The sequence below is a fragment of the Streptomyces sp. NPDC004721 genome (assembly GCF_053601495.1).
In genome coordinates this window covers 100,957-117,836 of record NZ_JBSGBZ010000021.1, presented here as the reverse complement: position 1 = coordinate 117,836, position 16,880 = coordinate 100,957, and the positions used below count along the sequence as shown (strand labels likewise).

Here is a 16,880-nt window from a genome sequence, read left to right as displayed (position 1 = left end):
GTGCCACTTTCGATAGACTCACGAATTGGGTCGTTCCACTTGATTGCAATCAAATTCCATAAATGTTGTAAATCCGTTGACGTATCTGCTCCTTGAGTTCTTCGAAGGTCGCCAACTGCTTGCCGGCAGATGTCTTGATGTCCAATGACCGCACCCAGATGCGAACGGCACCGATTTCCCGGTCCGCCATCCGTTGAGCACCTGCTCTCCTCCCGAGCTTGGCACGCTCATCCGGAGTTGCTCCTGCCCACTCCTCCATATAGTCGTCCAACTGCCTTGATTCCTCCATCGCACCCCCCGGAGCCATGGGCAGCAGCTTCAGCGCTTCAAGACCTGACATACGCCTGTTGGGGTTCACGTTGAGCGTGCTCGTGCCGCCGGCGTTACCACTCGGAACGCTCACAGAGTGTCCTCGTTCAGCCATGTCCAGGATCATTGCGGCGGTGATGAGTGTACGAGGGTTTCGGTGGGCCTCCTGGCCTGAGATGAGCACGCCGAGGTGGGCGCCGTCGAGGCCCCGCTGCCCTTTGGGGCGCTGTCCGCTCGCCAGTTCTCGGGCTGCCTCCACTGCATCCCTCCCACGCCGGGGGTCCGAGAAGATGTCATCTTCAATTGCAGAATACGTGAGCGGTTTTGCCCGACCATCACGCAGCTCCCCAGAACGCTTCATGCGCTTGTACTTTCCGGCTTTGATCTGGCGGCGTCGCGCACGCTGTTCGTCTTCGACCAACTGTTGTTCCTGTCGCAGCTCTGCGCCCTCCTCAGGTGACGACCCATGAGCGGCAGCTTCTTTGAGTCGCTTCTCCATGTCGGCTTGGGCTTTGTTGGTCTCGTTGGGCTGATAAACGGCCACCGTCGGGGGCGCCAGGTCCGGGTCACCGCCGTGACGTGGGGCACTGGCATCGGTGAAAGTCAAGAAGTCATGCGTGTTCATCTCGCGGAAGGGACGCTTCCTGAGAAAGTTGAAGACAGAGGCGAGCCCCACACCCCGGGGCACCGTAAACCGTTCTTGCCCTTCTTCCAGTCTCCGCACGGGGCGGGGTTTCTTCTTCAGCTCTTCCTCAGGTATGGGGTTAGGCGCTATCGCCTGCTCCCCGGCCGCAACCTTGGGATGTTTGGCGATCTCATCGGCCAACTCTTGGAGGAAGGCGAGCAGTTCATCCTCGTCGACAGTCAGCCCATTGGTCACATCCGCCTGCGGATTGAGCCGCGCCAGAATGCGGAACCTGTCATTTCCGGTGAGTTCCAGCCCGCTCAGCCGGTACCACAGACGCATAGATGCCAGGGCGCCGGCCAGGACAGCCCCTTGAACACCTCGGTTGAGCATCGCCTCGGCCTTGGGACGGATACGGGCTACGACCTTGCGCAACCGCTCGTCCTTCGAGTCCTTCGAGTCCTCGTCCTTCTTGCGCTGGTCCCTCTTGTCCTTCTTCTCCTTGACCGGGTCCTTCTCCTTGGACCTCCGGTCCTCCTGCTTGTCGCGCCTCCGCCTCGGCCCCTTCGACTCGTGCTTGGGCTTCGGCTGCTTTCCGCCCTTGTCTTTCTCCTTCGGCTTGCGAGGCTTGTTGTCGCCGTCCTTGTCCTTGGTCTTCGACCTGCCAGGCCTGTCGCTGTCCTTGGCCTTGCCCTTGTTCCTGGCGTTTTCCTGATCCGCGTCCGGCTTGCGCCTGCCCGGAGCGTCCTTGTCTCCGGACTTCGGCTTGCCGGGGTCCTGGTCCTTCGTCCTGTCCGGCGTCTTGCCGTCGCTGTTCTTGGGCTTCGAGGTGTCGTGGGTGTCCTTGTCCCCGGACCTGGGCTTGTTCGGGTCCCGGTCCTTGGGCTTGCCCGGTGCCTTGTCGTCGGTGCTCTTTGGCTTCGGTTCCGGCTCGGTCTTCGGCTTCGGGCGGGGCTCCGGCTTGGGCTTGGGCTTTGCGGCAGGGGTGGGCTTGGTGTCCAGTTTTTCGGTGGGGTCCTTCGGCCTGCCGTTCTTGTCCTTGGGCGAGGGGGTCTTGGAGGTCTTCGCGTCTTCGGGCTTCTTGGATATTCCGGGAGTGCTGTTCTTGTCCTGGCCCGCCTTCGGCTCCGTGTCCTTCGGCGTCCTGCCGTCCGAGCCGGGCTTCCGCTCGGTGGTCTCGCCCTTGCCCTTCCCAGTGAGGCCCTGGCCTTCCGTGTCCTCGGCGCCGGCTTGCCTGCGGGTGCCGGGCTTGCCGAGTTTGCCCTTGGTGAGTTTGGCCGCCACGCCCCTCAGGCGACGCCCCACCTTCGCGACGTACTTGCCGATCCCGTTCAGCAGGGCCTGGTACAGCACCTCCAGCAGGGCCACGACACCCGCCGCGACCGCCTTGGCGAAGAGGATGCCGGCACCGCCGATGCGGACTGCCTTGAGCCAGGACAGGACCGCGCCGAGTGAGCTGAGGATGGCGCTCAAAGCGCCCCACGCCGTACGGATCGCGTCGATGACGGCCATGACCCAGCCGGCGCCGGGGATCAGTTTCGCGACGACCTTCGTCATCACCAACTCGCCGATGATGAGCGGGAGCTGGGGGACCACGGCGTCCCAGGCCTCCTTGACGATCTGCTCCAGGCCGAAGCCGCCCTTGATCAGCTTGTCGATGATCGCCTTGGGGACGCCGATGATCTCCTGGATCTTCTCCTGGAACCAGGCCTTGACAGCCGAGGACACCTCGCGGAAGAGGTGGTTCTTCGCGCCGTCCACCGCGGAGTTCTTCGCGCCGCCGAGCCAACCGCCCGGGTCCGAGAGGAAGTCGACCGCGATCATCATCCAGGCGCCCAGCGCGCTCAGGAGTTTGGACGCGAACTCCAGGACCGATTTCACCGCCGAGACAACCGCCTTGACCGCCGCCCGGAGCGCCTTCTTCAGGATGTCCAGGATGCTGCTGAGCAACTTGCCGATGGCGTCGAGGAGGTCGGAGACAGCCTGCTTCAAGGCCCGGGCGAGACGGTTGACGAGGGCAATCGCCGCCGAGATCAGACTCATGATGAACTTGCGGATCCTGGCCGCGAGTTCGATCACCGCTCGCACCATCGCCAGCGCGAACTCAATCAGGTCCTTGATGAGGTTCTTGATCGCGTCGACGATGTTCTTGCGGGCGTCGTTGATCCAGCGCTCGACCGTGTCCTTGAAGTTCTTGATGAAGCCGATGACCGCGTCGCGGGCCGCCCGGATGACCCGGACGATCGCGTCCTTGATCTCGATGACCTTCTGCTTGATCCAGTCGAAGGCCTTGCTGACCCAGTTGCCCGAGTCCTTGACAGCGCCGTCGCGCTTGTTGTCCGCGTCGCGTTCGGCCTTGTCACTCTCGTCCTGGATCTTCTTGTCGCTGCCCGTTTTCTCCTTGTCGACGTCGTCGTCGGTCTTCTTCTCCTGGTCCTCGACGTCCTTGCGGACCTTGTCGTGCCGCTCGCTCTTCTTGTCGCCGAGGGAGTTGAGCTGCTCGTCCTGCTCCTTGCGCCAGTCCTCGCGCTGGGCGGTGACGTCACCCATGGCCTTCTCGCGCTCGCCGGCCTGCGTCTTGGTGTTCGCCGCGATCTCGGCGTCGACCTTCTGCTTGTGCTGGGCCTGCGAGTCGCGGGTGTCGCGGTCCTTGGCCTGCCGGCCCTCGGACATTGCCTTCGTACCGTCGCTGAACGCCGCCTGGAACTGCGGGCCCCGGTCGTGCTCCGCCACCTCGGAGGCGGCCTCCGGCGGTACGGCGCCGGTGACCCCGCCGCTCTCGACCGCCCCGCCCCGGCCGCCCTGTGCGCCGGGCACCTTGGCGGTCATCTTCTCCTTGGGAGCATCGGGGTAGACCTGGTCCTCGCCCATTCCCCGGCCGGCATCGTCCCGGGCCGTCCCGATTGCCTCCTGGCCCTTGGCGTCGACATGGCCGTCCTGATCCCCGGCCGTCCGCTCCGCCGCGCCCTTCATGTCGACACCCGGCGCGTTGCCGGCCTGGGCCTGCTTGAGGGCCTCGTCCTTCGTCGGGAGTCCCGCGAACTTGGCGGCCAGTGCCTGCGGATCCACGACCGGCTTGTCGGCGCCGAAGAGGCTCGCGACCCCGTTCACGATCTTGCCGCCGATGAAGCCCAGGGCCATCTTGAAGGTGTCCCAGCCCCCGGGCTCCTCGGCCTTCTCCGCCTCGATCTGGCCCTGAGGCTCCGTGGCGCCCGTGACCTCGGCGTCCTTCTGTTCCGGTGCCTGGGCTTCCTGGGGCTTGTCCTGCGAGTACTCGGCCGGGGCGTCCGTCTTCGGCTTGCCCTCCAGCGTCTGCGGCGCGCCCGCCGGACGCTGCATCGACGGCGGGGCGGACGCGAGTGCCTTGTGCTCGTCGCCGACGGAGCGGTCCACCGCGCCGCCGACGCCGCCCATGGACTGAAGTGCCTTGTGCGGCTTGAGTTTCGAGGCCGTCGCCAGGCCCGCCTCCGGGGAGACCCCGGAGAGGCTCGGGACCGGGGCGGAGTCCTTCTTGCCCTTGCCCCGAGCCGGAGCGGCACCTCCACCTCCACCGCCCCCGCCGGCGCTCCGGGAAACTCCCCCTGTGGCCGCCTTCGGCGCCGGCGCCGGCGCCGACTCCGGCTCGGCCGGCGATTCCGTGGCCGTCTTCACGGGCACCGGTGCCGGCTTCGCCGCGGCGGGAGCAGGGGCGGCCTGAGGCTTCGGCGCCGCTGCCTCCGTACGGGCATGCGGTGCCGTACGGGTCTCGTGGGCCGGTGCCTCGCCCGCCCCGGCCTCATGCGACGCACCGGACGCCGCGGAGGCTCCGGACGGCGCGCCCGGCGCCGTGGACCCGCCCGCGACGGCTGACGCGTTCTGCACGGCCTGCGCGGCCCCGGCGCCCTGCGCGCCCTCCGCCTCCCGTCCGGCTGGCTCGGCCGAGACGGCACCCGCGCCCGGCTCCTTCGCCTGGGCGTCCCCCTGCGCCGACTGGCCGCCGGTCGCCTTCTGGGATTCCCTTTCCTGACCGCCGGCGCCCTTGTCGCCCGCGGCGGCGGTGCCCTTCTCCTCCTTGGCGGCCGCTTCCCCGGCCGCGCCGCCGCCCTCGGACAGCCCTTCGGCCCTGCCCGGCGCCTCCTGCACCGTGGTCTGCGCGCCGACGGGACCCGCCTTGGGGTCGTCGCCGCTCTTGGGATCCCGGGTGCCCGACACCTGCGGCGCCGCGGCGGCCTGTTCCAGCGCGAGACCGTCCGGTCCGGCACCGCTGTCCGGACCGCCCTCGGTCTCCTTCGCCGAGAGCCCCGGCTCGACGTCGAGCTCGGCCGCTGCGTCGTCGGGCTCGGCCGTCGCGTCCTCGGCGTCCTCCGCGTCCCGTTCGGCCTGTACCCGCTCCGCCTTGGTGGGCGGCGGGGCGGGGAAGGACGGGACCGACTGGGCCGCGGACGCGGTGGGATCGAGCTTGTCCGCGGTCGGCACGGCGGACACGTCGAGGTCCTGCGGGGGTACGAAGTCGTCCGGCTGGAGCTTGACGTCCCAGGCGCTCGACTCCCCTCCCCCGACCTCGACCTCCGACTCGCTGCCAGAGCCGAAGGGGTCGTCGTCGGTCTGCTGCTCCGGTCCGTCGATGTCCCGGCCGCGCTTGCCGTCGAGGGTGCTGAACGGGCCCGGGAGCTGGGCCTCCGTGCCGGAGGCGGTCGGCGAGCCGGCGGGCTTCTCCTGCCCGCGCCGGTCCTGCCGCTTCGGCTGCTGTCCGGCCACAGCGGCCTCGGCCGCGCCCGGGCGGTTCTCCGCCGCGGACTCTTCCTTGCTCGCGGCCGGCGCCTGTGTCTGCTCGGTCTGCTCCTGGCCGCCCGAGTCCGCTTTCTCGCCCTGTGCCTGGCCCGCCGATGCCGCGGATTGCTTGTCACCCTGCTGACCGCCGCCCGAGGAGCCGCCGGATACGGAGGACGGCGCGGCCTGCTCCTGCTGAGCGGGGGCTGCCGCCGCTCCCGGCGCCGTCGCCGAGCCCTGCCCCCGTGCCCCCGGCGCCGTCGCCGAGCCCTGCCCGGAGCCTGGTCCCTTCGCCCCCGGCACCTTCTCCTGCGCGCGGCGCGGCGCGCCCCCGCCCCGCGGCGTGGTCCCGTGCTCCGGCGTGCCGCCGTTCTGCGGAGTGCTGCCGGCTGCGCCCTGGTCGACGGCCCGTTCCTTCTCCGGTCCCGGCGCGATGCCCGGCCGCTCCTCCCCGGCCCGTCGCTGCTCCTCCGTCCGCACGGCGCTCTCGCGCTCGGTGCGCACCTGCTCGGCCACGTCGGGCTCGATCTCCGGGGCATCGTGCGCGTTGACTTCCAGATCCTGGGCATGGTCGTCGTACGCCTCGACCTCGTCGACGAGGTCGAGCACCCGGTCGTGCTCCGGGGCAAGCAGCCGGTTCTCCAGACGGACGAGAACGCCGTCGAGCAACTCCTCGGGGAGCCGGGCGAGTTGTTTGCGGGTCCGCTGGGACAGGTCCTCCGGGTCGCCGCGCAGGGAGCGTATGACCGAGTTGGCGAGCCGGTCGAGCAGGGTCGCCGGGTCCATCGCCTCCGTGCGGTTGCGGTCGGCGTCGACGGTGGCGTAGCGCAGCCAGCCGGGTGTGGCCTGGTCCTCCGCCACCTGGGGCGCGGACGCCTCGGGGCCGGCCGTGGACGGGCGTACGAGGTCCTGGGCGGTCGACTCGGCCTCGCGCTCGATGGCCTGCTGCGGCAGGCTCACCGCGCCCAGTTCACGGCCGGCCCGCAGCGCGCCGAGGCCGTGCGGGTTCTGCACGGTGTGCAGCAGCTCGTGGGCGAGGAGGCGGCGCCCCTCGTCAGTGCCCGGCTTGAAGGCGCCCTCGCTGAAGAGGATGTCCTGGCCGACGGCCACGGCGTCGGCGCCGAGCAACTGGGTGAGCTGTCCGGCGTCCCGGCCGGTGTGCAGGCGTACCCGGCTCAGGTCGTGGCCGAGCTGCTCCTCCAACTCGCGTCGGATGCCGGGGTCGAGGGGCTGGCCGGCGCCGCTGACGATGTTCTTCGGCTCAGGGGCGCGGGACTTGGCGGCCCGCTCCTTGCGCTTGCGGCGGCGCTGTTCGGCGGACTGCTGCGCGCCGGCGCCCTGGGTCCGGGAGCTCACCGGGTCACCTCCCCGTGGCCGCTGAGCCCTTCGTGGACCGCGCGGGCCAGCTCCTGGCCGAGGCGGCGGGCCGACAGTCCGGCGGGCAGCGGGGCGAGGCCGGTGAGCGCGTCCACGGTCACGGCGCCGTTCGCTGCCAGCGGCACGCCGTGCTGCCGTAGCAGGCGGGCGAGTTCACGCTCGAACGCGGCCGAGACGCGGGCCGGGTCCGCCTGGAAGCCGTCCAGCACCAGCTCGCCGATCTCCACGCGGATCGCCGAGGGTCGCCTGTTCACACCCATCCGCGCACCTCCGCGGGTGTCAGTGAGCGCTCCAGCTTGAGGTACTCGGTGCGGGCGGCCGCGAGCATGTGCCGCATCTGCAGCCGGTCGCCCTCCTCGGCGGCGAGGAACGCCCCGGACAGGGCGATGTTGCGGATCGAGCCGCCGGCGACGGTGAGCCGGGCCAGCAGGTCCGGGTCGATGTCCTTCACCGGTGCCTGCGGCGGCAGGACGCGGCGCCAGATCTCGGCGCGTTCGTGCTCGGCCGGGAAGGGGAAGTCGACCACGAAGCGGATGCGCCGCAGGAAGGCCGTGTCGAGGGCCTGCTTCATGTTGGTGGTGAGGATGGCGAGGCCCCGGTAGGCCTCCATCCGCATCAGCAGGTAGCTGACTTCGAGGTTGGCGTATCGGTCGTGGCTGTCCTTGACCTCGCTGCGTTTGCCGAAGAGGGCGTCGGCCTCGTCGAACAGCAGCAGGGCGCCGCCGCGTTCGGCGGCGTCGAAGACACGGCGCAGATTCTTCTCGGTCTCGCCGATGTACTTGCTGACGACCTGGGAGAGGTCCACGACGAACAGGTCCAGGCCCAGTTCCCTCGCCATGACCTCGGCCGCAAGGGTCTTGCCGGTGCCGGAGCCGCCCGCGAACAGGGCGGTGACGCCGAGGCCGCGGCGCAGGGTCGCGGCGAAGCCCCACTCCTGGTGGACGGTCGGCCGCTGCCGCACGTGCGCGACGATCTCCCGCAGGACGGCCGTCTGCCGTTCGTGCAGGACGAGGTCGTCCCAGCCGGCCCGCGGCTCGATCCGGCGGCCGAGTTCGTCCATGCCGATCCGGGCCTCGTCAAGACCGGCCCGCCAGGCGAGTTCGGCGGCGTCTGCCTCCTCCTCGTGGGGCAGCCGGCGGCCCACGGCGGCGGCAGCAGAGCGCACGACGTGCGGCGGCAGCTGGAACTGCGCGACCAGTGAACGCAGTTCTCCGTCGTCAAGGTCGGCCACTTCGCCGAACGCCTCCGCCCAGAGGGCGATTTGCTCATCGTCGCCCAGAGGCGGCACGGGCACGCGCGTGCCGTGCGGGCGCCCCGTGCGCAGCGGGTCCTCGCTGGAGACGACGACGGGTACCGCGGCTCCGCTCAGGAACGCCTCGGTGGCCGCACGCTGGTCGCGGTCCAGGTCCCCGGCCTCCACCATCAGGGCGGCGGGCAACAGGATCGCCTCCCGCTGCCACAGCCGGGCCAGCCGGTCGCGTTCGACGGGGTCGGCCGGCACGTCCTCGGCGCTCATGGCGTAGAGGCCGAGTCCGCAGCGGGCGGCCGCGGTGGCGGCGATCTCGGCGCGGCTGCGCAGGTCGCCGCCGGTCACCTCGACCAGCAGCGGCGCGTCGGGGCTGCGCCCCTCCTCCGTCCAGCCCTCGGCGAGCCGGCCGGCGGCCAGGTCGTAGGAGGGGGGCAGCGTGTCGGGGGCCGTGGTGCGGCGGAGCCGGCCGTGGAGCCGGGCGTCCAGGTAGGGCGAGCCGAGCAGGAAGTGCAGGATGCGCTCGTCCAGCCGGAGCCGGGAGACGGTCAGCCGGGTCTCGTCCTCGAGTTCGACGATCCGCCAGCGCCTGAGCGGTGCCACGGGGGTGAGTGCGCTCCAGTGCGGTTCGTCGAGTGCGGCGAGGGCGAGCGAGAAGGTGGGGTACGCCCGCTGCGGAGCGCCGGCAGCCGCCGCGCACCGGGCGGCGGTGGTGGGCTCGAGTTCGTCGGCGGCGGTGAGCAGGACGAGGTCGCGTTCGAAAGGGGTGAGTCCGAAGAGGGCGACGAGCGCGTCGAGCGGGGTGGTGGTACCGGGCACGGGTACGACGGCCGTGCCGGGGTCGGCGGTCTGCTGTTCGGTGACGCGTGCCGCGTGGGCGTCGACGCGGGCCAGGACGCGCCGGATCCCGGCGGTCAGCGCCGTGCCGTCGCCCGTGTCCGGTGTGCTCCGCCCGTTCGTGCCCATCTGTTCACCCGCCCCCCTTCGTGTCGCTCATGCCGACTCAGTTCTCCGTGTTCTCGGCGCCGTCCGCGCCCTTCCCGCCGTTCCTGCCGCTGCCGCCGCGTCCGCCGTCCGTCTTCCGGGCGGATGGCTGCGCCGGCTCGGCCGCCCGGGGCGTGCTCTTGCGGGCACGCGCGGGCGTCTTCGCGGGGGTTTTCGCAGCGATCTTCCTGGGGGCTTTCGCAGGGATCTTCGCCGCGGTCCTGGCCCCGGCCTCGGCCGCCTTCTTCGGGGCGGGCTCCTGGGCTTCGGTCTGCTCACGGCATCCCAGCGCGCGGCTCCCCTCCTCCCGGCTCGCCCCGGCCGGCGTCTCGGTGGGCCGGGTCCCGGCCCGCGGCGGGATCGGCGCTCCCGGCGCGCCGAACGGGAGCACCCGTACCTCGGGCCGTTCGACCGGCTTGGCCGGAACCGGCGTCTCGAGGCCGTCGATGAGGACGAGGGAGGCCTGGTAGACGACGGACAGGGCGTAGGGGGTCTGGTAGAGCATCCCCCACAGCTTCGACGTCTCGTCGACGTCCATCACGGTCGGCGTGAACCGCACCCGCTGGGCCGCCTCCGCGAGGTTGCTGCCTGCCAAGTACGGTCTTTCACCTGCGAGTTCCATAACGTCCTTGGGCAGGACGGGTATCTCGTGCAGGGTGCGCACCACCGAACCGATGAGCCGCTGCCCGACCAGTTCGGTCTCGTCGCCGTACGCGCTGATCACGTAGTGCAGGTCGAGCGCCGCGGTGGCCCGGCGCACCAGCGTGCCGTCGACGGCGCGGGTCGGCAGGTCGTTGTTGCGCTGTGAGGTGTTGGGGGTGACCTGGTAGAGGAAGACGGAGATCGTGGGGTCCGTCGGCGGCTCGGCGGGCGGTTTGCGCGGCTCCACCTTGACGGCCATGTCGATCTCCGGCTGCAGGTGGGACTCGATCAGCAGGGCGAGGGCCTGGCTGACATGGGCGATGGCGAGTGCGTTGCTCACGGCGTCAGTTCCCCGGTTCCTGGTCGTGTCGCTCGAACTGCCCCTCGTGTCGCTGTCACTGCCGCGTGGTTCACTCGCGCCCCCGGGTCAGGTAGTCCGCCAGGCTGAGGGTCGTGCCCGGCCGCTCGGCGGGGCGGGCGCTCTGCCGTGCCCCGTTCCGCGAGGACGGCTGGCCGGCCGTCACCTCGAGTCGGCCGATCTGCACCCGCACCACCTGCTCGGGCGCACGCCCGGGCCGGCGTGCGGCGGCGTGTCGTGCGGCGGTGCGGGCCGCCGTCGTGTCCGCGGCGCTGGGGCTCGGTGCCGTGGGCACGACGACGGCGCGAGCGGCGCCGGCGCCCAGGGGGGCTGGGGCGGACGCCGCGGATCGGTCCACGCTCGTTTCCGGGCCTTGTCGCCCGGAGTTGCGCGGACCGGTCCGAGACACCGGGAGCGGCCCGGCCGCGGGGGGCGCGGCGACGGGGCGCAGCAGCGGTGCCTCGATCAGGGCGGCCGGGGCGGGTCGCGCCGCCTCCGGTTCCGCGGGGGCCCGTTCGGTGTGTACGACGGTCCGTTCGCGTTCCGTGTGCCGCCGGATCTCGGCGGCGGGCCGTGGCCCGTCCCAGTCGGGCACGACCGCGGGGGTGGGGGGCGGCCACGCCGTGGCGTCGGCGGCGTGCGGCTCCGGGGAACCGGCCCGGACCGCCTCGACGCGTTCGAACGGCCCGGGCAGCCGCGGCCGTACCCGGACGGTGTCCGATGACGCGACGGCGTGCCGGGCGATCAGCCGGTCGAGGAAGTCGGGCTCCGGCGCGAGCGCCCGGGACGGGTCGGACACAGAGGAGTCAGACATCCGCACACAGCTCCAGGTAGTAGCGGCGCCGCAGCGGGCTGAGCGCCAGGATCTCCGGCTCGCTCCAGCCGTAGGCGGTGGCGAGCAGATGGACGTCGAGGAGCACCTCCCGTGCCCAGGCGTCGAGTTCGGTCCACAGGTAGGAGACGATGTCGAGTTCGGCCCGGGTGGCCGTGCCGCACTCGGGGCAGCCGGCGTTCAGCGTCACGTCGGCGCCCGGGTCGACGGCCTCGACGGCCTCGGCGATCCGCCGTTGCACCGGCGCCGGAAGGGCGTCGGCAGTCCAGGGCGTGCCGTCGTGGACCGCCGAGACCAGACAGCGGGCGAGCAGCGCGGCGCGCGGGTCGGCTGCCCGGGCCGCGGTCGTCAGGTCGGCCGCGGCGGGCAGCCGGAAGGTGACGTCCCAGCCGTCCTCCGTCAGCCGTACGACCGGCTGTCCGGGTTTGGCGAGGGACCTGGCGAACTCCCCTGCGTCCAGCTCGAACTCCATGTCCGTGCCGCACGCGTGGCACTCCAGCCGTACCTGCATCCGCTCCCCGAACAGGGCGCGGCGCAGGGCGAACAGGTCGGACTCGCGCTCGCCCAGCGGCACGGCGGGCAGCGCCGCGGCGTCGAGGTCCGGGCGCGCCGTGCCGTGCAGCAGCAGGGCACGCCCGGCGGGCGCCTCGGCGAGCCCCGCCTCCCAGGTGGCCAGCAGCCCGGCCGCCCCGGTGATCGCCATGTATTCCCCCCGGGTCCCCTCACCTCACCTCGTGTCGAATCAGGCCGGGTTGAGGAACGAGGGCTCCTCGGGCTCGGGCACCTCGTAGTCCCGCTCCCAGCCCTCGCACTCCAGCTTCAGGCTCTGGATCGCCACCGCGTTGGCGTTGGCGTCCAGTTCGCCGAGCACCTGGTACTCGCTGGGCCAGGTCCGGTAGAGCTTGTGCGAGACGGCGACCTGTCCGGCCTCGTTGAGGACCTGTATGACGATGTCCTTGCGGAAGTCGGCGAGGGACACCTCGGAGCCGAGCCCGGCTCCGACCTGCCAGACCTTGTTGGCCCAGCGGTCGAACTCGGGGTCGTGGGTGACCCCGCGCTCCAGGGTGATGCCCTCGAACTCGGAGCGCCCGGGCGACTTGCGCGGGGAGGAGGGGTCGCCGCCGTGCCGGTGCTTGACGACCTCGGTGGTCCGCTTCAGCGGACTGATCTTGCTGATGCCGGCGACCGTACGACCGTCCCACAGGACCAGGAACTTGAAGTTCTTGTAGGGGTCGAAACGATGGGCGTTGACGGTGAACTCTGCCATCGGATTCCTTCAGCTCTCCACGATTCCCGCGGGACTACAGCTCGAACTGGCCGGATGTCTGCTGGATTTTGACGATCACGAACTCCGCCGGGCGGACCGGTGCGATGCCGACCAGGACGTTCACGATCCCGTTCGCGATGTCCTCGTCGGTCGTGGTGTCGCTGTCGCACTTGACGAAGTAGGCCTCGCGCGGGGTGCCGCCCTTGAAGGCGCCCTGCCGGAACAGCGTGTGCAGGAACGAGGAGGCACTGAGCCGGATCTGCTGCCACAGGTTCTCGTCGTTGGGTTCGAACACCACCCACTGCAGGCCGCGTTGCAGGCTCTCCTCGACGTGCAGGGCGAGCCGCCGTACGGGAACGTACTTCCACTCGCTGCCGAGCGCGTCGGAGCCCTCCAGCGTGCGGGCGCCCCAGACGGTCGGGCCGGTCAGCGGGAAGCTGCGCAGGCAGTTGACTCCGAGCGGGTTGAGCAGCCCGGTCTCGCGGTCGGTCAGGTCGACGGTGAGCGAGTGGACGCCGGCGAGCCGTGCCTCGGTGCCGGCCGGGGCCTTCCACACGCCGCGCTCGGAGTCGGTGCGCGCGATGACACCCGCGACCGCGCCGGAGGGCGGGAAGGAGCGCAGCCGCCCGGTGAGCGGATCGGTGAGCTGAAGGTGCGGGAAGTACAAAGCCGCGTGGTTGCCGCGTACGGCGTCGAAGGCGGCGAGTCCGGCGCGTGCCGTGTCCACGCTGACCCAGGTGCCCGGCGCGTCGACGAGCAGGAAGATCCGCCGCTCCTGGCACAGCCGCTGGGCGGCGGAGACAACGGTGACGGCGTCCTCGGTCTGCTCGTAGGCGGCCAGTTCGGGCAGCACGAGCAGGTTGACGTCGGCCACCCCGCGCAGCGCCTGGATACCGGTCTTGTCGGCCTCGGAGCCGATGAGGTCGCGCGGGCCGGGGGCCTCGCCGTCCTCGCCGCCGGCCAGCGGGAACACGGGCGGGTTGACGGAGGCTTCCAGGCCGAGGTCGTTGGCGCACTCGCCGAGGAAGCGGACGACGTCCTCGGGGTCGGTGGAGCCTGCGACCACCTGGACTCGGCGACTGAAGGGGGTGACCTGGACGCCGGAGAAGGCATGCTTGCCGGGTGCGTCGGGCAGAGCGCGCAGCTTGCGTTCCAGGAGCAGGGCCAGCCCGGTCACGGAGGTCGGGACCTCGCCGTCGGAGTCGGGGTCGTGGAGTGTGAACTCGCGCTCCACGTCACCGATCTTGACGGTGAGGTCGACGGCCAGGTCGGGCAGGTCGTCCCCGAAGGGCTTGGAGACGGTGCCGGAGGGGTCGGGGCGGCCCTCGCCGACCGCCTCGACGCGTATCAGCCGGGAACCGGCGTTGACGACGGTCTGGACGAAGCGGCCGCCCGCAGGGTCCATGGACAGACCGGTGAAACTCTCCCTGGCCTCGCCCTTGGCGTCGTACACACGCAGGTTGAATGTTTCGTCGGGGCAGGGCGTGTCGTGGTCGACGGCGACGCGCAGGCCGTTGCCCCAGACCCCGGGCTCCTTGGCGTGTACCTCGAGGACCTTGCTCGCGCTGCGGCCCTCGGTCGACTTCAGGGTGACGCTGGAGGCCTTGCCGCTGCCGGCCTTGGTGACGCGGACGATCACGGCGACATTGCCACCGTTGCCGAAGAACTGATGGACGGCGTAGCCGACGGCGCTGCGCGCGCTCAGACCGCCGAAGCGGCGCTCGAACTCCGTGAAGCTGGTGACGCGTACCGGCTCGTTGAGCGGACCGCGCCGGGTGTGACCCACAAAGGCGGTCACCGACGTGGTCAGGGTCGAGATGGTGCGGGTACTGCTGGGAAGCTCTTCGACGTAGACGCCGGGGTACGTCGGCTTGGCGGCGCTCACCGCGCTCATCGGCTTTCCCCCTCCTATCCCTGCCTCGGGCACCGGACAAAGGCACCAAGAGAAAGGCGGAGGGGAGACATGATCCGGTTCGGTACGGCAAACGGCCCCGCGCGACCGGCCGGTCGACGGTGGACGAGCGCACCGCATCAGTTCCCCCGTCAACGCCCGGGCGGTTGGCCGCCCGAGTCAAGCAAGTCGCTTGTGACTCCTGATGCTCAAGTACGCAACCCACCTTGTTGCGCATGGACTTGGCCAACAAGGCGGCTTTCAGCCACGCCAAGAGAAGGTTGGGTGAAGGTCAATTCCTGGTAATCGCGCATCATGCCCGCGCGCCCTCGACAGTACGGCCACAGAATTCGCACAGGCGGTGTCGGGCAGTACGACCACCCTGTCCCGGCATGCCCGGAAACCCGGGAAACATCGCGGCGCCCGCCCTCGGCTCGCCGCGCATCCTCGAGCCCTCCCCCGGTCGTACACAATCCACAGTGGCGCAATCCGCAGGCGTACCCGGTCCGGGCCGTACCCCCCGGACGCCGGAGGTCGCCACCAGCGGCCCGCCCTCAAGTTCCTGTCACTTGATCACCACGGTGCGGGGAGGCACGCACGGGGTGGGTGGCCCGTGGGTATCCACACGTCGGCGGTCCTCCTCCGCCGATCGAAAATCCACCGTGCGAGGGGCGGTGAATAGCTGCTGATGTCCGCGTCATGAAGCCCGCCTTCTCCCCGTACGGCTGCACAGCCGCTGTACCAGTACCAGCAGGAAAATGAGCAGGCTCAGTGCGGCGACGACTGCGACCCCGCCCCAGGGAGACCACCTGTGCGCGGCGAGCATCGCCTGGGCCACGAGGAGGTTGACCGCGAACGCCCCTGCCAGGGCCACCACGAGGCGGCTGGCCGGCTCCAGGCCGTGCAGGGCGGCTCCGATGGCGGCTGCCGGTGCCGCGAGGAGGAAGAAAAGCATGAACGGGCCGCGCAGCGGCGAGTTCACGTCGGTGAACGCAAGAACCGCGCCTACCCCTCCGGCGGCGGCCGCGCCCGCGAGCAGCAGGTCTCTCCGCCAAGGTTGCCGGACCCGCCGGGTGTCCGGTGCCGGTGGCTTGATGCCGGTGGTTTGCATTGGCGATTTATCCTCGAAGTACCCGATGTCGGACTTCCGTGTCGCGCAGTCTCCCGGGACCGTCGGCGTCGTCATGAGGGGTCCCGCCGCGTCGTGGTTCAACGTCGTGACCGGTACATCTGCAGCAGGTGCTTGGCTCCCGGCCGCACGAAGCGGGCGAGCATGGTGACGAACGGCTTGAGATCGTCCGCCGCCAGCCAGGCCAGTTCGGTGCCGCTGGCGCGGGCGGGTGCGTGCGGCGTGGTGTAGCCGCTGCGGCGGTAGGCGAGGAGCGCGGGCAGGTCGATGTTTTCGACGACGAAGCGGCGGCCCTCCCGTTGCCCGGAGCGCGGGATCTCGCGCCCGGTGAGGTCGAGATGCTGGGCACGTACGACATCGATCCCGGCCGCCGACTCAAAGAGCCTGAATTGGGCGCCCATGCGCGGGTTGAAGTCCAGCAGCTTGTAGCGGCCGTCCCGGCGGTCGTAGCGCCAGTCGAGGTCGGCGATGCCCTGGAAGCCGGCGCTCTTGCAGAACTGTGATGCCAGTTCTGCGAGTTCGGGATTGGCGGCGACATACGCGCACGCCGTCATCCCGGCGTGCGGTGGCCAGGAGCGGACCTTGACCCCGGTGAAGATCACTGGCTCGGCCGCGCCCGCGCCGAAGTACGCGTGCACGATCCAGTCCTCTGCCTCCTCCCGGGGCAGGTACTCCTGCAGGATCACTCCGGGCTTGGCCCCCCAGCCACGCGCGAGCTCCAGCAGCTCTCGCGGCCCCTCGATCCGCGTGGTGCCCGGCACGGCCGGGGTACGGCGCCGCTCGAATGCCTCCCGGTTCTTGGCGACGATCGGGAAGCAGGCGCCAGCGGCGAACTCCTCGATGTCCTCGTACGAGTCGGGGAAGGCCGCCTGCGGTGAGGGCACCCCGTACTGCACGCACAGCTCGTGCAGCCCCTGCTTGCTGGCCAGCCGCCGGATCAGCCCCGGATCCTCCACACGCGGGAAGAGGAAGAACTCGGCCAGCTCGTCGGCGTGCTCGGAGACGAGCACGGCCGCCTCCTCGTCGGACGGGATCAGCACCGTGGGGCGCCCGATCCTGCGCCCGATCCTGCGCAGCCCCTCGACCAGCCGCTCCGCCGGCTCCTGCCCGGTGGTCGGCCAGACGAACCGCCCGCTCAGATAGCGGGATGCGGCGGCGGGCGTGTAGCGGTCCTCGGTGATGGCGTACATGGGAACCCCGAGCCTCCCCAGGCTGCGGATCGCTCCCACCCCGCCATGGTGCAGCGGATAGTTCCCGATCTTCACGATCAGCCCCGGTACGGCAGGGTCGATCGCAAACCCGGATTCCACCACGGACTTCCCTCCAACGGTCCCGGCATTCACGGCCCACCTGCCCGGACCACGACCTGAAAGGAACCTGAGAGGTCGCGCAGAGACGTCGGCTGTCACGGGCGTCGCTTCCGGTGTCGCATACGTTCCTCCAGGCATGTTCGTGGCAGATCTGAGGACTT

Annotated in this window: 10 protein-coding genes; all 10 read right to left on the bottom strand. The window is 70.7% G+C overall.

Annotated features, from left to right (window positions below; all coding sequences use genetic code 11):
- Positions 1-49: 49 nt before the first annotated feature.
- Positions 50-7,039 carry an eCIS core domain-containing protein gene (locus ACWEK3_RS20990; RefSeq protein ID WP_453250309.1) on the bottom strand — a complete coding sequence of 2,330 codons (6,990 nt, stop codon included), beginning with the start codon at positions 7,037-7,039 and terminating at the stop codon, positions 50-52.
- Positions 7,036-7,320 carry a hypothetical protein gene (locus ACWEK3_RS20985; protein ID WP_450544432.1) on the bottom strand — a complete coding sequence of 95 codons (285 nt, stop codon included), beginning with the start codon at positions 7,318-7,320 and terminating at the stop codon, positions 7,036-7,038. The genes ACWEK3_RS20990 and ACWEK3_RS20985 overlap by 4 nt, the downstream gene beginning before the upstream one ends.
- Positions 7,311-9,272 carry an ATP-binding protein gene (locus tag ACWEK3_RS20980; RefSeq protein WP_453250308.1) on the bottom strand — a complete coding sequence of 654 codons (1,962 nt, stop codon included), beginning with the start codon at positions 9,270-9,272 and terminating at the stop codon, positions 7,311-7,313. The genes ACWEK3_RS20985 and ACWEK3_RS20980 overlap by 10 nt, the downstream gene beginning before the upstream one ends.
- Before the next feature lie 37 nt (positions 9,273-9,309).
- Complete coding sequence (locus ACWEK3_RS20975; RefSeq protein ID WP_450540091.1) at positions 9,310-10,272, bottom strand: Pvc16 family protein; 963 nt, start codon at positions 10,270-10,272, stop codon at positions 9,310-9,312.
- Positions 10,273-10,342: 70 nt separating this feature from the next.
- Complete coding sequence (locus ACWEK3_RS20970; RefSeq protein ID WP_450540092.1) at positions 10,343-11,104, bottom strand: hypothetical protein; 762 nt, start codon at positions 11,102-11,104, stop codon at positions 10,343-10,345.
- Entirely contained in the window at positions 11,097-11,825 is a 729-nt protein-coding gene (locus tag ACWEK3_RS20965; RefSeq protein ID WP_453250307.1) for a T4 family baseplate hub assembly chaperone, read from the bottom strand. Before ACWEK3_RS20965 ends, ACWEK3_RS20970 begins: the two co-directional genes overlap by 8 nt.
- Before the next feature lie 39 nt (positions 11,826-11,864).
- Positions 11,865-12,389, bottom strand: a complete 525-nt coding sequence (locus ACWEK3_RS20960; RefSeq protein ID WP_004003113.1) for a phage tail protein — start codon at positions 12,387-12,389, stop codon at positions 11,865-11,867.
- 34 nt (positions 12,390-12,423) lie between these two features.
- On the bottom strand, positions 12,424-14,283 hold the full coding sequence (locus ACWEK3_RS20955; protein WP_453250306.1) for a phage tail sheath family protein: 1,860 nt from the start codon (positions 14,281-14,283) through the stop codon (positions 12,424-12,426).
- Positions 14,284-14,977: 694 nt separating this feature from the next.
- A complete protein-coding gene (locus tag ACWEK3_RS20950; RefSeq protein ID WP_450540098.1) occupies positions 14,978-15,466 on the bottom strand; it encodes a hypothetical protein in 489 nt (162 codons plus the stop codon).
- Positions 15,467-15,489: 23 nt separating this feature from the next.
- A complete protein-coding gene (locus ACWEK3_RS20945) occupies positions 15,490-16,719 on the bottom strand; it encodes a carboxylate--amine ligase (RefSeq protein WP_453250305.1) in 1,230 nt (409 codons plus the stop codon).
- Between the last annotated feature and the right edge of the window lie 161 nt (positions 16,720-16,880).

Coding starts and splice junctions, on each gene's coding strand:
- ACWEK3_RS20985 (WP_450544432.1), bottom strand. CDS start 7,320: ATGGGTGTGAACAGGCGACCCTCGGCGATCCGCGTGGAGATCGGCGAG.
- ACWEK3_RS20980 (WP_453250308.1), bottom strand. CDS start 9,272: ATGGGCACGAACGGGCGGAGCACACCGGACACGGGCGACGGCACGGCG.
- ACWEK3_RS20970 (WP_450540092.1), bottom strand. CDS start 11,104: ATGTCTGACTCCTCTGTGTCCGACCCGTCCCGGGCGCTCGCGCCGGAG.
- ACWEK3_RS20965 (WP_453250307.1), bottom strand. CDS start 11,825: ATGGCGATCACCGGGGCGGCCGGGCTGCTGGCCACCTGGGAGGCGGGG.
- ACWEK3_RS20960 (WP_004003113.1), bottom strand. CDS start 12,389: ATGGCAGAGTTCACCGTCAACGCCCATCGTTTCGACCCCTACAAGAAC.
- ACWEK3_RS20955 (WP_453250306.1), bottom strand. CDS start 14,283: ATGAGCGCGGTGAGCGCCGCCAAGCCGACGTACCCCGGCGTCTACGTC.
- ACWEK3_RS20950 (WP_450540098.1), bottom strand. CDS start 15,466: ATGACGACGCCGACGGTCCCGGGAGACTGCGCGACACGGAAGTCCGAC.